Below are 17,398 nucleotides of genomic sequence, written 5' to 3'. Positions count from 1 at the left end.
GCCACCGGACAAGCGCGCGAAGGAGGGCCCCAGCCCATGGCCGTCGACTACACAGTGATCGTCGTCTATCTCGCCGGGATGCTGGCCATGGGCTGGTGGGGCATGCGCCGCGCCAAGTCGAAGAGCGAGTTCCTGGTGGCCGGCCGCAGACTGGGCCCGGCCATGTACTCCGGCACCATGGCCGCCATCGTGCTGGGCGGCGCGTCCACCATCGGCGGGGTCGGCCTCGGCTACAAGTACGGCCTCTCCGGCGCCTGGATGGTCTTCACCATCGGCCTCGGCCTGCTCGCCCTGTCGGTGTTCTTCTCGGCCCGCGTCGCCCGGCTGAAGGTCTACACCGTCTCCGAGATGCTGGACCTGCGCTACGGCGGCCGGGCCGGGGTCATCTCCGGCGTCGTCATGTGGGCGTACACCCTGATGCTGGCGGTCACCTCGACCATCGCCTACGCCACCATCTTCGACGTGCTGTTCGACATGAACCGCACCCTGGCGATCGTCCTCGGCGGCTCGATCGTCGTCGCCTACTCCACCCTCGGCGGCATGTGGTCGATCACGCTCACCGACATGGTGCAGTTCGTGGTGAAGACCATCGGCGTGCTGCTCCTGCTGCTGCCCATCGCGGTGGTCAAGGCAGGCGGCTTCTCGGAGATGAAGGCCAAGCTGCCGACCTCGTACTTCGACCCGCTGGGCATCGGCGGCGAGACGATCTTCACCTATGTGCTGATCTACACCTTCGGCATGCTGATCGGCCAGGACATCTGGCAGCGCGTGTTCACCGCCCGCGACGACCGCACCGCCAAGTGGGGCGGCACCGCGGCCGGCACGTACTGCCTGGTCTACGCCGTCGCCGGTTCGGTGATCGGCACCGCGGCCAAGGTGCTCTACCCCAAGCTCGCCAGCCCCGACGACGCCTTCGCCACCATCGTGAAGGACGAACTTCCCGTCGGCGTGCGGGGTCTGGTGCTGGCCGCCGCGCTCGCCGCCGTGATGTCGACCTCCTCCGGCGCCCTGATCGCCTGCGCGACCGTCGCCAACAACGACATCTGGTCCCGGCTGCGCGGCCTGGTCCGCTCCGGCGGCGAGGAGCACGACGAGGTGAAGGGCAACCGCGTCTTCATCCTGATCATGGGCATCGCGGTGATCGGCACCGCCATCGCGCTGAACAACGTGGTCGAGGCGCTGACCGTCGCGTACAACCTGCTCGTCGGCGGGCTGCTGGTGCCGATCCTCGGCGGGCTGCTGTGGAAGCGCGGCACCGTGCAGGGCGCGCTCGCCGCCGTGACCGTCGGCGGTCTCGCGGTGATCGGCCTGATGGCGGGTTACGGCATCCTCGCCAACGAGCCCGTCTACTACGGCCTGCTCGCCTCCCTCGCCGCCTACGTGGTGGTCTCCCTGGTCACGAAGCCCACCGACGAGCGCGTCCTCGCCGTCTGGCGCGACCGCCTCGCCGGCAAGTCCCCCGAACTCCCGTCCGAACCCGTCCCGGCTCACCAGTAGAGTCGTACGGAAAGCAGTACATGCGCGACGAAGCGCAAGGAAGAAGGCATTTCAGAATGAGCAGCTCCGAGACGCCCCGTGGGCCCGTCGACTCCTCCCGCGTCCCGCGCTACGCGGGCCCCGCGACCTTCGCCCGGCTGCCCCGGCTGGACGAGGTCGGCCGCGCGGACGTCGCCGTGGTCGGTGTGCCGTTCGACTCCGGCGTCTCGTACCGGCCGGGCGCCCGCTTCGGCGGCAACGCCATTCGCGAGGCGTCCCGGCTGCTGCGCCCGTACAACCCCGCGCAGGACGCCTCCCCGTTCGCCCTCGCGCAGGTCGCGGACGGCGGCGACATCGCGGTGAACCCGTTCAACATCAACGAGGCCGTCGACACCATCGAGGCCGCCGCCGACGACCTGCTCGGCACCGGCGCCCGCCTGATGACGCTGGGCGGCGACCACACCATCGCGCTGCCGCTGCTGCGAAGTGTCGCCAAGAAGCACGGCCCGGTCGCGCTGCTGCACTTCGACGCGCACCTGGACACCTGGGACACCTACTTCGGCGCCGAGTACACCCACGGCACGCCGTTCCGCCGCGCGGTGGAGGAGGGCATCCTCGACACGTCGGCCCTGTCCCACGTGGGCACCCGCGGCCCGCTGTACGGCAAGCAGGACCTCACCGACGACGAGAAGATGGGCTTCGGCATCGTCACCTCGGCGGACGTGTACCGCCGGGGCGCCGACGAGGTCGCCGACCAGCTCCGCCAGCGCATCGGGGACCGCCCGCTGTACATCTCCATCGACATCGACTGCCTCGACCCGGCCCACGCCCCCGGCACCGGCACCCCCGAGGCGGGCGGCATGACCTCCCGCGAGCTGCTGGAGATCCTGCGCGGCCTCGCCTCCTGCAACCTGGTCTCGGCCGACGTGGTCGAGGTCGCCCCGGCCTACGACCACGCCGAGATCACCTCGGTCGCGGCCTCGCACACGGCGTACGAACTGACCACCATCATGTCCCGGCAGATCGCGGAGGCTCGCGACAAGTGACGCACGACCACGACCTGGAACTCCGCCCCACCGAGGCGCAGACAGAGGCGGCCCTGAATCCCCCGCCGGGGCGCAACGGCGGTGACCTGGTCGTGGAGACCCTGGCGGGGCTCGGCGCGACGACCGCCTTCGGCCTGCCCGGCCAGCACGCGCTCGGCATGTTCGACGCGTTGCGCCGCTCCTCGCTGCGGTACATCGGCCTGCGGGTCGAGAACAACGCGGGCTTCGCGGCGGACGCGTACGGCCGGATCACCGGGGAGGCGGCGCCGCTGCTGCTCTCCACCGGGCCGGGCGCGCTGACCTCGCTGGCCGCGCTCCAGGAGGCGGCGTCGGCGTCGGCGCCCGTCCTGGCGATCAGCAGCCAGATCCCGACCGCCGGGCTGGGGGGTGGACGACACGGTTATCTGCATGAACTCCCGGATCAGTCGGCGTCGTTCCGGGGCGTTGTGAAGTCGGTTCACACCGTGCGCGCGCAGTCGCAGATTCCGTCCGCGATCGCGGAGGCGTGGCGCTCGGCGCTGACCGCTCCGCACGGCCCGGTGTGGGTGGAGATCCCACAGGACGTACTCCTCGCGGAGACCTCGCTGCCGGTGGTGACGGCCCCCGACGCGACCCCGGAGGCACTCGTCCCGCGCGTCGAACTCACGGCGGTGGCGGCGGACCTGCTGTCCCGCGCCGAGCGCCCGGCGATCATCGCGGGCGGGGGAGTCGTACGGTCGGACGCCTCGGGCAAGCTGCTTCAGCTCGCCGAGGCGCTGGACGCCCCCGTGGTGACCACCTTCGGCGGCAAGGGCGCCTTCCCCTGGGAGCACCCGCTGTCCCTCCAGTCCTGGCTGGAGGACCGGCACATGACCGACCTGCTGGAGGACGCGGACGTCCTGCTGGTGGTCGGGTCGGGGCTCGGTGAACTCTCCTCCAACTACCACACGTTCAAGCCGCGCGGCCGGGTCGTCCAGATCGAGGCCGACCTCGGCAAGCTGGAGTCCAACCATCCGGCGCTGGGCATCCACGCGGACGCCCACCTCGCGTTGCAGGCGCTGCTGGAGACGGTGACGGAGCGGACGGACGCCGCGGCGCCGGAGCGGGTCCGGGACGTGCTCGCCCGCATCAAAGACCGCATCGCCGGGCAGGAACTCTCCCTGGAGCAGGACGTGTTGGCGTCCGTCCGCCGGGCGCTCCCGGCCGGCTCGCCGTCCTTCTGGGACATGACGATCCTCGCCTACTGGGCCTGGTCCGCCTTCGATCCGCGCGGCGCCAACACCATGCACTCCGCCCAGGGCGCGGGCGGCCTCGGCTACGGCTTCCCCGCCGCCCTCGGCGCGGCCGCCGCCGACCCGACCCGCCCGGTCCTCGCCGTCTCCGGCGACGGGGGAGCGCTGTACTCCATCGCGGAGCTGGCCACGGCCCGCCAGTACGACCTCCCGGTCACCTGGCTCATCGTGGACGACGGCGGCTACGGCATCCTCCGCGAGTACATGACGGACGCCTTCGGCGAACCGACCGCGACGGAACTGACCCGGCCGGACTATGTCGCCCTCGCGGAGTCCTTCGGGGTTCCGGGGGTCCGTTCCTCCCCGGAGACCCTGGAGGCGGACCTGGCGAAGGCGCTGGCCGCGCCCGGCCCCTCGGTGGTCGTGCTGCCGGCGGTGCTGCGGATGTTCGCGCCCACGCACCTGGGCTGAACGGCCGCGACGGTGGTGAACTCCCCCCTCTGCGGGGGTGGTTCACCACCGTCGTGCTGCTACCAGATCGCGTCGACCCACTCCGGGTGGTCGATGAACGGGTTGCGGTTGTGCTGGTAGGTGTCGTAGATGACCTGGTTGCGCTTCTCCTCGAAGGCGCTCGGCGGGTCCTCGTCGCTCCACTGCTTGAGGACGGACAGTCTGCCGATGTACGGGCTGCTGCCGTTGCCGACGTTCTCGTTGGGCTCCAGGTCGGCGAAGCCGTCGCCCCCGTCGTAGCGGACCGCCATGTAGAGGATCATCCGGGCCACGTCGCCCTTGTCCGCGTCGCGCGGCTCGAAGGAGTCGGAGTCGGTGAGGCTGCCGCCCCCGCCGCTGACCGTGCTGCCGCCGTTGTCGAAGTCCTTGTTGCCGCGGATGCTGTTGACCTGGACGTCCGCGGGGCGCAGGTGGTGCAGGTCGGTGCCGGGACCGGTCACCTCGCCGAAGTCGCCGTGCGACTTGGCCCACACGTGCTCGCGGTTCCAGTCGCCGGTGTCGCCGCCGTTGAGGGATTTGGCGCGTGAGACGCCGCTATAGAGCAGGATCACGTTGTTGCTGTTGTTCGGGTCCTGGTCGGTGACCTTCAGCGCGTCCCAGACCGCCGTGTACGAGATCTTGCTCTGGCTGCTGATGATGGTGTGCAGCGAGGACTTGAGACTCGCGCCCGTCTTGCCGACGGCGTTCTTGTAGTACGTGGTGTCGTACGAGGTCGTCGTCGCGCTTGCCGGGGTGGCGACCGCCGCGGGCAGGGTGAGCCCGACGAGCAGGGCCGAAACGGCCAGCGCCGGAGCCTTCCAACGGTGCATGTGCGTCACGGGCATGAGGGTGCCGATCTACGCGGGTTGATTGAGCGGAGAACGAGCGTGACATGGGCACGCGTAAATAGCGGTGAAGAGGAGGTGACCGTTGTGTGACGAGATCCGGCAAGTCAGCCTATGACGAGCCCTGTTCGGCGCGACCGTCGCACTCGGCGACGCCGAGCAGTACCCGCGCCAGCTCACGCGGCCGGGAGAACATGGGCCAGTGGCCGGTGTCCATGCGGACCAGCCGCCAGTGGCCGTCGGCCACCAACTGGGCCACGTCGTCGTCCGGTTCCTCCCCCTCGGGTGCGCAGAGGACGTAGGTCGCCTTGAGATCGCTGAGCGGGCCGGACAGTACGGCGGGCTCGGTCAGGGTGCGGCCCGGGTGGGGCGTGGAGCCGGCCACGATCCGGGAGATCTGCTGCTCGGTGAGGTCATGGCCGGCGTAGTGCGAGGCGGGGGCGGGCGGCCAGAAACCGTCGTTCCGGGCGAGGGACGCCTCGATGTCCGGCCACGGTCCGGCGAAGGACTCGCCGTCGGCCGGGATGCCGGAGTCGAGGAACACGGTGTGGGCCAGCCGGTCCTGGATTCGCTGTGCGGCCTGGCCCACGGGGACACCGGCGTAGCTGTGACCCACGAGGACGACCTCGCGCAGATCCAGCCGTTCGACCTCGCCGACGATGTCCTGCACATGCGTCTGCTGCCCGGCCGGCAGCCCCTGTTTCTCGGCGAGGCCGGTGAGGGTCAGGGGGTGGGCGCCGTGACCGGCCGCCCGGAGGTGGGGTACGACGTCGTCCCAGGCCCATGAGCCCAGACGGGCGCCCGGTACGAGTATGAAGTTGACCATGGAGGCACCGTAGTGGTGCTCCAAGGCGGCGGTGTCGTAATCCTGTTGACCGGCCCCGGCGGGCAGTGCTGGAGTCGGTACGTGGACAGCGTTTCCGCCAACCGGCGGCTCTGGAACCGGATCAGCAGCTCCTACCAGCGCGAGCACGATCCGCGGATCGGTGCCGCGCCCCGGCTGTGGGGCATGTACTCCATTCCCGACGCGCACCTGGATGCCCTGGGCGACGTCACCGGCAAGCGCGTCCTCGAACTCGGCTGTGGCGCCGGACAGTGGTCCAGGGCGCTCGCCGCCGAGGGCGCCTCCGTGGTCGGGCTCGACCTGTCCGAGGCCCAACTCGCCGCGGCGGCAGGCGCGATGGGAGCGGCCCGCTATCCGCTGGTGCAGGGCGCGGCCGAGCGACTCCCCTTCGCCACCGGCAGCTTCGACCTGGTGTTCTGCGACTTCGGCGGGCTGAGCTGGGCGCCGCCGAGCCTCGCCGTCCCGGAGGCCGCACGTGTCCTGGGCCCAGGCGGGCGCCTGGTGTTCAACGTCGCCAGCCCGTGGTTCGAAGCCTGCTACGACGAGGCCGCCGCCCGCGTGACCACGACACTGCGGCAGGACTACTTCGGGCTGGACGCCATCGCCGAGGGCGACGGCGCGACCAGTTATCAGCTCACCTACGGCGACTGGGTCAGGGTTCTGCGCGGCGCGGGCCTCGTCATCGACGACCTCATCGAGCCGAGGCCCGAACGCGGAACACCCAACGGCTACAACGAGACCGACCCGCCCGACTGGGCGCACCGCTGGCCGGCGGAACTCCTGTGGGTGACCCACAAACCGTGAGTCCCGCCGCGCCGGGACGCCCTTCGGACCGGTCCTAGGACCTCCGGGAGACGCCGCGCCCCGCGAGTACGCCCAGGAGCACCAGCGCCGCGTTCACCGCGATCGCCGTCTTCAGGCCGGTCAGGACGGCGGGGGCGGTCGTGCGGGGCATCGCGGCGGTGGCGATCGCGCTCATGACCGGGGCGTCCATGGTGATGCCGATCTGCTGGGTCATCGTGGCGAGGCCGGTGGCGAGTCCCTGCTCGTGATCGGCCAGACCGGACGTGGCGGTGACCATGAAGCCGACGATGACGAGCATGTTGCCGACGCCGCCGGTGAAGGTGGCGGCGAGCAGTAGGGCGAGGGAGCCGTTCCCCTCGCCGAGCGCCAGCAGCGCGGCCGTGGACACGGCCTGGACCAGGCCGCCGACGACCAGCGTCCTCCCGGTGCCCAGCCGCCCGATGACCCGCGGCGCCGCCGAGCCGCCGACGACCGTACCCACGCCCAGCACCCCGAAGGCCAGCCCGGCCGCGAGCGGGGAGAAGCCGAGCACCTCCTGGAGGTACAGGGTCAGCAGGAACACCAGCGAGGTCTCGGTGAGGAACGCCAGCAGCCCGACGACGTTCCCCCAGGCCACCGTGGGCTTCCTCAGCACCCCGAGCGGCACCAGCGGGGCGGGCGCGCGGCGCTCCATGGCGTGGAAGGCGAGCAGCAGGACGGCCCCGGCGGCGAGCGGGAGCAGCGCGGCCGGGGAGGTCCAGCCGCGCTCGCCGGCCTGGGTGAGGCCGAGGACCACGGCGAGCAGGCCGAGGGTGACGCCGAGGGCGCCGGGGACGTCCAGCCCGGGCCGCCGGAGCGGCTTGGACTCCGCGACGACCGTCGGGGCGAGAAGCAGTACGGCCAGGGCGACGGGGACGTTGACGAAGAAGGCCCAGCGCCAGGAGAGCAGGTCGGTGAGGACACCGCCGAGGATCGCGCCGGTGGTGAACCCCGCCGACATCAAAGCTCCGTTGAGCCCGAGCGCCTTCTCCCGCAGGGGCCCCTCGGGGAACGAGGTCGTCATCAGCGACAGCCCCGCCGGGGTCACCGCGGCCGTGGCCAGCCCTTGCAGCACGCGCGCGGCGAGCAGCACCCCGGGGCTGGTGGCGCGACCGCCCGCGAGGGAGGCGACGGCGAGTACGGCGAGGCCGCCCAGGAACAGCCGACGGCGCCCGAAGAGGTCGGCCACGCGGCCGAAGAGCAGGGTGAAGCCCGCCGCGCAGAGGGCGAAGGAGGTGCCGATCCACTGGAGGTGGGCGAGGGGGAAGCCGAGGCCCTGGCCGATGACGGGGAGGGCGACATTGAGGATGGAGAAGTCCACGGCGAGCATGAACTGGGCGGCGAGGAGGAGGACGAGGGTGAGGCGTAGGCGGGGGGTGAGGGTCGGTGCGAGCGTCGTCGTCATGCCCGTCAGGCTGGCCCGCGGGGCGGGGCGCAGCCAGAACCATGGGGAGGGTGGTCATGACGTGACCACCCTTGGCGGGGCGGAGCGCGTCATCATGGAAGCCCCGACCCTGGAGGCAGCGATGGACGTCCCGTCCGACCTCGGCGAGTTCCTCAAGTCCCGCCGCGCCGCGCTGCGTCCGGAGGAGGTGGGCCTCACCCCGCTGCCGACCCGGCGCCGGGTGACGGGCCTGCGCCGTGAGGAGCTGGCCATGCTCTCCGGCGTCAGCGTCACCCACTACACCCGCCTGGAGCAGGGCCGCGCGGCCGGCGCCTCGGACTCCGTGCTGACCGCCATCGCCCGCACACTCCGCCTGACCGACGACGAGACGGCCCACCTCCGCGCCCTGGCCCGCCCGCCCCGCCGTACGACCCCGTCCCGCCCGGAACAAGCGAGCGCGTCGGTACGGCAGTTGCTGGCGTCGATGCGGGAAATCCCCGCCCTGGCCCTGGACCGCCGCAACGACATCCTGGCCTGGAACACCCCCGGCCACGCCCTCTTGGCCGCCCACCTCCCCGCCGACGCCCCGGACACCCCCGCCACCCGTCCCAACCTGACCCGCATGCTCTTCCTGGACCCGGCTTACCGCGCCCTGCACCGCGACTGGCCCGCGGAAGCGGTTCTGGCGGTCGCCTCCCTCCGCCAGGTGACGGCCCGTCACCCCGACGACCGGCGCCTGACGGGCCTGGTGGGTCAACTGACGATCCGCTCCGACGAATTCACGGCCCACTGGATCCGCCACCCGGTCCGCACGTGCACCTCGGGCGTGAAGCGCCTGCACCACCCGAGCGCGGGCCCCCTGGACCTGGCCTTCGAGACGTTGACGCTGCCGTCCCCGACCGGACAACGCCTGATCACGTACACGGCGGAGGCGGGCTCGGCCTCGGAACGAGCGCTGCGCCTCCTGTCGCAGGCCGGTCCGAGTGCATACCCGGTCCTTCCCCGGTCCGCGGAGCGGTGACGACGACGTTCCGTTCGAGCACGCGGACCGCCGCTCGGGACAGACGCGCCTTCGCGCTGTGCGGTGGAGCGCAACCCTCTCCCCTGTCCAAGAGTCAATCCGTGCATGACGCATCGGATATCACCCCGCGCCCGCAAGGGCGCGCTCGCTGCCGTGGTCGGTGGGGCGCTGCTCGTGCCCGTTCTCGGCGCGGCCCCCGCATCCGCCGCCACCGCGGTCACCTGTACCTCCGCCAAGTCCGGGCTCGCCGCCAAGCTCAGCAAGGACATCGGGGCGGCCCTCGCCACACGGAAGGGGAGTGTGGCGCTCGGGGTGTACGAGGCGGGGACGAAGACGACCTGCACGCTGCGGGCGACCAGCTCGTACGACTCCGCCAGTACCGTCAAGGTCACCGTGCTGGCGACCCTGTTGTGGGACGCGAAGAAGCACAACCGGTATCTGACGAGCACCGAGTCCTCGCTTGCCACGGCGATGATCACGAAGTCGGACAACACCGCGACCAGCAAGCTGTGGAAGCAGCTCGGGATGACGAAGATCAAGGGCTTCCTGGCGGCCGCCGGGATGACGAGGACGACGCCGGGCGCGAACGGTTACTGGGGCCTGACCCAGATCAACGTCACCGACGAGCAGAAGCTGCTCAGGCTCGTCACCGCCAGGAACTCGGTGCTGAGCGACAACTCCCGTGCCTACATCCTGAAGTTGATGGGCAAGGTCGTCTCGTCCCAGCGCTGGGGCACTCCCGCCGGCGCCCCCTCCACCGTCGCCGTGCACGTCAAGAACGGCTGGCTCCAGCGCTCCACCCACGGCTGGCGCGTCCACAGCCTCGGCACCTTCAACGGCGGTGGCCACGACTACACCATCACCGTGCTGACCCAGGACAACAGCACGATGGACTACGGCGTCACCACCATCCAGAACATCGCCAAGGTCATCCACAAGGACCTGGTCCCGACGGCGTCCAGGTCCGCCGTCTACGTCCCGACCAGCACCCCCCGCGAGGCGTTCGTCGCGACGCCGCCGCAGGGCTGATCCCTCAGCGCGGAGGCCAGCCGCCGGCCCTGCCTACTGGACCAGTGCGATGTGGGGGTGGTCCGGTGAGGCGGGACAGGCGTGGAGTTGCAGGCTGTAGGCGCCGGCGATGTCGAGGAGAGTGAAGTTCGCGGGCGGGGTGCCGATGAGGAGCGGGGTCGGGTCCGTCCGTTCCTCGTCGGGCATCCAGCTCTTGTTGCCGGAGTTCCATTCCGAGGACGCGATGGTGAGGAGCGGAGTCGTCTCGGTGCCGCATTCGGGGCAGGGACGCGGCATGGGGTCGGTGAGGCCCCAGCGGGTCCAGCCGCCGGTCTTCCACCCGGGGGCGTGACACAGGTTGCGGAAGTAGAACTCCTGCGGGTCCAACGCCCCGGTGCTGTCCCACGCGACTCCGGCCGCCTCCCACAGGTTCACATCGGCCAACTGCTGCTGCAGTTCCTTGCTCAGCTCCATGGGGCTGGGGTATTCGGTGACCTGTTCCGGTGCGAGCAGACACGGTTCCGGGAGGTACCAGTCGAACTGGATCACGGACGGTTCGGGCGGTGCCTCGAGGACCTCGGTGATGGAGGCGGAAGAACGCCAGAAGAGGGCGGTTCGGGGGTGCGCGAAGTCCTCGTGGTCGCAAGGGCACCACAGGACCTGGAGAAGGTCAGCTCCGGGAGGGCTGACCGGGAGGGGGACGTCGCGGGCGTAGAGCTGGGCCACGGGAATCATGGGGATCGGGCCGTCGGACCACGGGTGGCCCTCGCGGAGCCGCTGCTCGATCTCCCGTTCCTCCGGCGTGCTCAAGGGTGCCTGAGGGTCGCGGAGCCGGCGCTCGGCCGCCGCTGTACGGATGCGACGCAGGAGCCGGATCTCGTCCGGAGCGTGCATCACGTCTGCCGCCTCACTGTCGTGCGGCTCTTCGCAGTGGGGCCATGGCTCGTCGGCGGGCCAGAGGAGCGGCCCGCCGACGGAGCTGTCGTGCACGGTCGGCGAGCCGGGCCGGGGATGCAGCCGGGTCGCCGTCCTCGCCAGCGGGGCCAGTTGAGGGAGAAGCGCGGTCACGTCGGACGGCCGCGGCGGGGTGGTGAATCTCAATCTGGCTCCCGATGACGCGAACTGAGGTGTGTCAGTTACCGAGGTTGTACAGCCCGGTGTTCTTCAGGGTGTTGGTGACATAGACGTTGGGGAACAGCTCCTCGACCGTCCCGTCCGCCCGTTCGATGTTAGCGGTCATGGTGACTCCCACCGGGATCGTGCTGGTGCTGTCGTTGTAGACGGGCGTCACCTGGTAGAAGATCGCGTCGTCCGGTCCGAAGAGGGAGACAGGGCCCTTGATCACATTCTGCGCCATGGATTCGTAGGTGCGCATGCTGGGCGTACCGGTGTTCATCCCTGACTGCCAGCACGGGACGAGATTGACCTGGATACCTCTTCCACCGGTGACTTTCGGGATCAGGTGGCACCGGGCCTGCCCGTTGGTGAGCGAGTTGTCGGCCTTGAACTTCTGTGCGTCCTGCCAGCCCGGGATGTCTCCCTGCGCATCGGTGCCCTCGGGGACCGAACGGTCCAGGCATGCCTGTGCCTGGGTCGGCCGGTTTCCGGCCGGGCCGAGCGGGTCGGTCGTCTTGTTGACGTGGGCGACCGGTTCGGTGGTGTTCAAAATCCACCCGGCACCGTTGGGCTCCGCATCGATCGGCGTGGTGTCCAGGCAGCGGGCGTGCGGCCCGGTGTCCGGCAGCGTGAACTTCACCTCGAACTGATCGGCGTCGATCACTCGCTGGTCCGTGAAGCCGTTGGTGAGCTGTGCGTCGGCGAACTGCTTGTCGGCGGCTGTGGCGTGGGCACGCACACAGGGCCGGGTCCGGTCCAGTGCCCGGGCATCATTCAGGACGTAGTTGTCCCACTCGCCGTTGCCGAGGTTGGGGATGACCTCGATGCACTGGGCGCCGTCGCTTCCCCCTTCCCTCGTCTCGGCGAAGGGGAACTCGCTGCAGGTGTCGGTGCTGACAAGATCCGTCTGCGGCTGGAAGCTGCCGCACGTGCTGGCGGTGCGGTTGGCCACCCCGCTCGTCGAGCGGGTCAGCGGCTTGCCCGGCTTTCCCCACCCGCCGTCGAGGTTCTGCTGCGCCCACGCATAGGCGGCCACGGCGCCGCCGGCGTCGGAGGCCTGCGCGCTCATCGGTACGACGGGCATGACCGAAGGGATGACACAGCCCGCCGTCGAGCCGCCGCCGACCGCGTTGTCGCAGCGGATCTTGCGCGGGTTGTCCCAGGAGGCGTTCGGGTCGATGGCCGTGGCGCCCGGGGACGTCACGTACAGCTTGTACGAGGTGAGGAACGACGCGACGGCGCCCGCCGCGGGGGACGAGGAGTACGTGACGGTGCCGGTGAGGGACTGTCCGAGGACCAGGTCGCCGCCGTACCAGGGCGCGGTCTTCGTCGCCGTGCAGCCGGTTCCGCAGGCCGCGCGGAACTTGGCGTTGAGGGCGGCGACCTCGCCGCTCGCGGCGGTCATCGTCACGGTGACCTGCTCGCTCCAGGTCGTGCCGCTCGCGGGCAGTGACGCACTGGTGGAGATCGTCAGGGTGCCGCGCCCGAGCTCCGCGCCATTGCTGTCGCGCAGGAGGTAGAGGACGTTCACCCCGGTCACGCAGTAACTGAAGCGCTCGTAGGAGTAGTTGCCGGGGCTGGTGACGGAGCAACTGGCGGCGGCGGCAGTGGCGGCAAGGCTCTGCGGCTGTGCCGTGGTGCGCGCGGTGCGGACGGGGCTGGTGCTCACACACGCCTTGACGGCACCCGCCCGGCGTTCCTTCGAACCCGCCTTCGTGGCCTCACAGTGTTCCCCCGGCTGCTGGGGGAAGGCGCTGATGGCGCTGGTCCGGTCCGTCCGGTCCACCTTCTCCACCTGCCGCGGCTTCTCGTTCGCGGCCTGCTGTGCCGTGGCCGTACCCGCCGTGGTCAGTCCCAGTGTCACCGCGGTCACCAGGGCCAGTACGGCCGACCGGACCCGTATGCGGGCCGCGCCTCTGGGGCGTATCTCGTGCATGTACGTCAGATCTCTCTTCCTTGATTCCTTGTGGTTCTTTGTCCTGATGGCAGGGGGGAAGGGGGGCACCGGGCATGCGGTGCCCCCCGAGGAGCGGCGGTGGGCGGCGCGCGCTCTACCGCGTCAGGGCCGGACGAAAGGGACGCACTCGTCAGGCGACCAGGTCGTACAGACGCTTGGTGATGGTGGAGGCCCCGTCCTCGACGACGCCGGCGATCCTGCCCACGACGGGCTTGACGAGAGTGCTGGCGGGCTTGGCGGCCGCGCCCAGCACCTTGGACGCGCCGAAGGTGACCAGGCTCAGGCCGGTACTCGCGGCGGACCACCCGAACTCGCTGCTGGTGAAGCCGTGTTCGATGCCGGTGAAGACCGTGCTGATGGCGCTCGCACCCACGGAGACCTCGGCGAAGAAACCGGCCGCGGCGAAGGCCGGCGGGAAGACGAAGCCCGCGAGCGTGCAGCCGGCGGCCAGGAAGCCGGCACCGATGCTGACCGCGTTGGCCGCGTCGGCGTACCACTGGGCGTCGTTCCACCACTCGTCGGAGTCGGCGGCGCCCTTGGTGCCGTTGGGGTTGACCTGGTTGTTCCGGTCGTTGGCGGCGGGGTCGCTCCCGGCCTCGCGATGTTTCTTGGCCTCTTCGAGGGCTGCCTGGGCCTTGGCGGCCACTTCGGCCCGGTGCTTCTCGGCGACGATCCGCTTGGCGTCGGAGTACGCGGCGGCGGCCTCCCTCGCGTCCGCCTGCGCGGCGAGCTTGGCGGCACGGGCGGCGTTGGCCGAAGCCTGGGCGTCGGCGGAGGACTTGAGGGCGGAACGCGCCGAGTCGATGGCCTTGTTGGCCGAGTAGTTGGCCGTACGCGCCGCGCCACGGGCGGTCGCGGCCGCCGCCTTCGCCTTGTCGGCGGACGCCTGGGCGTCGGCGGCCGACTTGTCGGCGGCGTCCGCGTTGGCTCGCGCCTCGTCCGCGTAACTGTCGGCCTTCTTGGACGAGGCGAGCGCCTTGTCCGCCCACTCCTGGGCCTTCTGGGCGTCGTTACGGGCCTCGGCGGCGGCCTTCGACGCGAGCTCCGCGTTCTGCTGCGCCTGGTAGGCGATCTTCGAGGCGGCGGCGATCGCACCGCGGATGGCGGCGACATGGGTGGCGGTGTCGTGGTCGAGCTGGGCCGTCTGGAACTGCACCACGGAGATGAAGTTGCGCAGCATCCATGCCGGGCCCTCGAGGGCGACCTCGGCGTAAGCCTGGGTGAAGGCGCCGCCGGTGGCTATGAGCTGGCCGGCGAGGACCTTGTCGTCCTCCTCCTGCGCCCGCGGGTATGCCTCGTCGAAGAAGTGGTTGAGGGATTCGGTCGTGTTGGTGTCGAGCGCGTCGTTGGCGGCCTCGGTGACGGCCTTGCCCGCGCCATCGCTGAGGATCTTGCCGATCGCGACGCGCAGTTCCTCGTCGGAGGCCCTCTTCATGCCGATGGTGAGGAAGTCGCCGACGGCCGTGGAGCTGGAGCTCGCGAGGGCGACCTGGGCGGCCTGGGCGATCGCCGGTGCGGCGACCGTGGCCACATGGAGGGCGGTCTCGCGGTCGTCCTGGGCCTCGGCGAGGGCCCGGTCGAGGTCGATCCAGGCGTAGAGGTCGTCGTCGGAGCCGGCCAGGGCGTGCTGGGCGGCCTGCCGGGTCCAGGCTCCCCGGGCGTCGAGCAGGCCGATCGCGGCCTTGCGCCCCAGGGTCCCCGCGAGCGTCAGGTCTCCGGAGTACAGGGCCTGCTGGGCCCTGGAGTTGAGGTCCTTGATCTCCTGGGTGGTGCGGTCCGCCAGGAGCCGCTTGTCGCGGGCGTCGGACAGCTCGCTCGCCTCGACGGAGGCGAGAAGCTGCGCCTCCTCCATCGCCTGCTGCTTGTCCTGCTCCAGGGTCTGGGCCTCGGCGGCGCGGGCGTTCTGCTCCACCACGATGGCGTCGGCGACGGCCTTGGTCGCCACGTTCGCCGCCTGCACGGCCGCATCGGCGTGGGCGGTCGACTTGTTGGCGTAGTCGATGGCCTGGCCCGCGTACTTCACGGCCTCCTCGGCGGCGGCCGCCGCCTTGTCGGCGTGGTCGGCGGCGGAGTTGGCGGCATTACGGGCGGCGCGGGCCGCGGCGGCGGCGGTGCCGGCCAGGGCCTGGGCGGTGGAGGCCGCGTTGGTGGCACGGTTGGCCGCGGCGGTGGCGATGGCGGCCTGGCGCTTGGCCTCGGCGGCTTCCGCCTGGGCGACACCGGCGGCGGCGGCGGCCTGGGCGGAGGCTGTGGCGGCGGCAGCCGCGTTGCGTGCGGCGGAGGCGGCGGCGTTGCCTGCGGCGGCGGACGCGTCGCCGGCGATGGCGGCCTTGTCGGCGGCCTTGGCGGCGGTGCGGGCCTTGGCCGCCGCGTTCCTGGCGGCGACCGCCGCGTTCTTGGCCGCCTCCGTCTTGGTCGCGTCCTTGGAGGCGGCGATCGCGGCCTTGTAGGCGGCGGCTGCGGCGCTGCCCGCCTTCGAGGCGGCCTGCGCGGCGCCGGTGGCCGCCCAGGAGGCGCGGCGGGAGGCGTTCACCGCGGCGTTGGAGGCGTTGATGGCGTTGCGCGCGGCGTCCGCCGCGCCCTTCGCCGCGCTCGCCGCCTTGCGGGCCGCCGCACCCGACTTCTCCACATCGTTCTGGGCGGCGGTCGCCTCGGCAGCGGCCTTCTCGGCGGCTTCCTTGGCCTTCCCGGCGGCGGTCGAGGCGCGGGCCGAGGCTTCCACGGCCAGGTTGGTCTGCTGCTCGGCGCGCTTGCCCTCACGCTCGACGAGGGCCACCAGCTCCTCGATGGTCGCCGACTCCTGGTCACGGGCGCGCGCGATGTGCTGGCCGGTCTCGATGAACCACTCCACATCGCCCGCGGCGCCGTCGAGCGCACGGCTCGCGTACTTCTGCACCTCCGGGCCGGCGGTCAGCATCATGGTGCTGACCTGGACCCGGGTGTCCTCCAGGCGCGAGTCGTACTGGCTGTCGGTGAGGAAGGCGGTGAGCGCCGGATTGGTGCCGGTGGTGAGGGCGGTGTTGGCGCTGCGCACCACCGCCTTGCCGCCGGTGGACGAGACGGTGGTGGTGGCGACCTGGAGGTCTTCGAGGATGGCCGGCTTGAAGCCTTGCTGCAGGAACGCGGCGATCGCGGCGTCGCCGTTCTCGAGGGCGGCCACGGCCTCCCGGCGCAGACCCTTGCCCGCACGGTCCAGGCTGCGGACGATCGCCACCCGGTTGTCGTCCACGGTCTGCCTCGGCAGCGTCTCGGTGAGGAAGGTCTGGATGTCGGCGTCCGACCCGTAAAGGGCCACGGCGGCGGCGGCTTTGACGCCCTTTCCGCCGGTCAGCCACGCTCTGACGACCTTGGCGCGCTCGGTGTCCGGCAGCGGCACCGGTTCGGGGGCGGTGCCTTCGGTGGCAGCGGCGGTGGCCGGTATCAGGGCCGAAGGCGTGGCGGCGACGGCGGTCACGGCGGCGAGCGCGCCGAGCACGCGGCGTCGGCTCCAGAAAGCTGTCTGCATAAGGAAATTTCCTCGCGTGAGAAGCGTGAGAGGCGTGAGAAGTGGGGTGAGTAACCCTGAAAGCGCGAGGGCAGGGCCCGGCACGGGGTTACGGAAACGTCAGTGAATGACGGCGGCCCTGCCGATTCGCCGTGTTATCGCGGTTGCTTCCGCGAAGGGCGGGCAACTCTGCGGTCCCCGCGGTGAGCGGCCGGGCGGGCCTTGGCGGGGGAGGTGAACATGGCGCGATGGCGGTGAGGCGGCGAGAAAATCGACGTGCCGCGCGGATTCCTGGCGCCACGGCAGCAGGCGCGCCTGCCGCGCTCGTGGCGACGGCACCGCTGGATGGACCTTTTTGGGCGGATCAAAAAGCACCCAGAGTGAGCGTAAGCGGCACAAGGGTCCCATGTTCCCCCCGAAACAGGTGTCGATGTCATCGATTACCGGCGGAAGGATTGCACAGATCGCGCGAGTGGATCAGGCTCAAGGTAAACGCGCCCTATTTATCCCGCATGGGGTATGTGCGTGCCGGCGCCCCGGTGGGCAGGATCGCCCGCTATGGACCGCTCGCCCGGCGTTTGCGCAGATCGTAATGGCTGGACAAAGCGCGGATCATGAGATTTCATAGCGCGGTCAAAGGGTTCCCGTCCGGGATGTGCAAGCGCTTTCGCGGTCCATTGCCCGAGCGGCTTACC

The 17,398-nt window shown here is 71.0% G+C and carries 12 protein-coding genes; 6 read left to right on the top strand and 6 right to left on the bottom strand.

Going from position 1 to position 17,398, the window contains the following annotated elements:
- The first annotated feature begins 36 nt into the window (after nucleotides 1-36).
- From ACZ3HQ_RS19505 to ACZ3HQ_RS19495, 3 genes are read left to right on the top strand one after another with little or no spacing between them, the layout of a single operon-like run.
- Nucleotides 37-1,497 carry a sodium:solute symporter family protein gene (locus ACZ3HQ_RS19505; protein ID WP_467512497.1) on the top strand — a complete coding sequence of 487 codons (1,461 nt, stop codon included), beginning with the start codon at nucleotides 37-39 and terminating at the stop codon, nucleotides 1,495-1,497.
- A 56-nt stretch (nucleotides 1,498-1,553) separates the two neighbouring features.
- The gene (gene speB / locus ACZ3HQ_RS19500; RefSeq protein ID WP_135788604.1) at nucleotides 1,554-2,522 is read left to right on the top strand and encodes an agmatinase; all 969 of its coding nucleotides are present in this window, start codon (nucleotides 1,554-1,556) and stop codon (nucleotides 2,520-2,522) included.
- A complete protein-coding gene (locus ACZ3HQ_RS19495; RefSeq protein ID WP_467512494.1) occupies nucleotides 2,519-4,204 on the top strand; it encodes a thiamine pyrophosphate-binding protein in 1,686 nt (561 codons plus the stop codon). The genes speB and ACZ3HQ_RS19495 overlap by 4 nt, the downstream gene beginning before the upstream one ends.
- 59 nt (nucleotides 4,205-4,263) lie before the next feature.
- On the opposite strand, the gene ACZ3HQ_RS19490 is transcribed toward ACZ3HQ_RS19495, so the two are convergent.
- Complete coding sequence (locus tag ACZ3HQ_RS19490) at nucleotides 4,264-5,067, bottom strand: endonuclease I family protein (protein ID WP_467512492.1); 804 nt, start codon at nucleotides 5,065-5,067, stop codon at nucleotides 4,264-4,266.
- A 112-nt stretch (nucleotides 5,068-5,179) separates the two neighbouring features.
- Nucleotides 5,180-5,893: an alpha/beta fold hydrolase gene (locus ACZ3HQ_RS19485; RefSeq protein ID WP_467512491.1), complete on the bottom strand. Its 714-nt coding sequence runs from the start codon at nucleotides 5,891-5,893 to the stop codon at nucleotides 5,180-5,182.
- A gap of 81 nt (nucleotides 5,894-5,974) precedes the next feature.
- Here ACZ3HQ_RS19485 and ACZ3HQ_RS19480 point away from each other — a divergent pair, with 81 nt between their 5' ends.
- A complete protein-coding gene (locus ACZ3HQ_RS19480; RefSeq protein ID WP_467512489.1) occupies nucleotides 5,975-6,715 on the top strand; it encodes a class I SAM-dependent methyltransferase in 741 nt (246 codons plus the stop codon).
- A gap of 34 nt (nucleotides 6,716-6,749) precedes the next feature.
- Here ACZ3HQ_RS19480 and ACZ3HQ_RS19475 read toward each other — a convergent pair whose 3' ends face one another.
- On the bottom strand, nucleotides 6,750-8,138 hold the full coding sequence (locus tag ACZ3HQ_RS19475; protein WP_467512487.1) for an MFS transporter: 1,389 nt from the start codon (nucleotides 8,136-8,138) through the stop codon (nucleotides 6,750-6,752).
- Nucleotides 8,139-8,259: 121 nt separating this feature from the next.
- Here ACZ3HQ_RS19475 and ACZ3HQ_RS19470 point away from each other — a divergent pair, with 121 nt between their 5' ends.
- The gene (locus tag ACZ3HQ_RS19470; RefSeq protein WP_467512819.1) at nucleotides 8,260-9,138 is read left to right on the top strand and encodes a helix-turn-helix transcriptional regulator; all 879 of its coding nucleotides are present in this window, start codon (nucleotides 8,260-8,262) and stop codon (nucleotides 9,136-9,138) included.
- Between the two features lie 105 nt (nucleotides 9,139-9,243).
- Nucleotides 9,244-10,167, top strand: a complete 924-nt coding sequence (locus ACZ3HQ_RS19465) for a serine hydrolase (RefSeq protein WP_467512485.1) — start codon at nucleotides 9,244-9,246, stop codon at nucleotides 10,165-10,167.
- 33 nt (nucleotides 10,168-10,200) lie between these two features.
- Here ACZ3HQ_RS19465 and ACZ3HQ_RS19460 read toward each other — a convergent pair whose 3' ends face one another.
- The 3 genes from ACZ3HQ_RS19460 to ACZ3HQ_RS19450 all read right to left on the bottom strand — a co-directional run bounded on the left by ACZ3HQ_RS19460 (nucleotide 10,201) and on the right by ACZ3HQ_RS19450 (nucleotide 16,724).
- A complete protein-coding gene (locus ACZ3HQ_RS19460; RefSeq protein WP_467512483.1) occupies nucleotides 10,201-11,247 on the bottom strand; it encodes a hypothetical protein in 1,047 nt (348 codons plus the stop codon).
- Nucleotides 11,248-11,278: 31 nt separating this feature from the next.
- On the bottom strand, nucleotides 11,279-13,198 hold the full coding sequence (locus ACZ3HQ_RS19455) for a DNA/RNA non-specific endonuclease (RefSeq protein WP_467512481.1): 1,920 nt from the start codon (nucleotides 13,196-13,198) through the stop codon (nucleotides 11,279-11,281).
- 151 nt (nucleotides 13,199-13,349) lie between these two features.
- A complete protein-coding gene (locus ACZ3HQ_RS19450; RefSeq protein ID WP_467512479.1) occupies nucleotides 13,350-16,724 on the bottom strand; it encodes an ALF repeat-containing protein in 3,375 nt (1,124 codons plus the stop codon).
- Between the last annotated feature and the right edge of the window lie 674 nt (nucleotides 16,725-17,398).

The organism is Streptomyces sp. NPDC018263 (assembly GCF_055562575.1).
The sequence above is the reverse complement of the archived record's forward strand: the minus strand, read 5'-3'. Positions and strand labels throughout refer to the sequence as shown.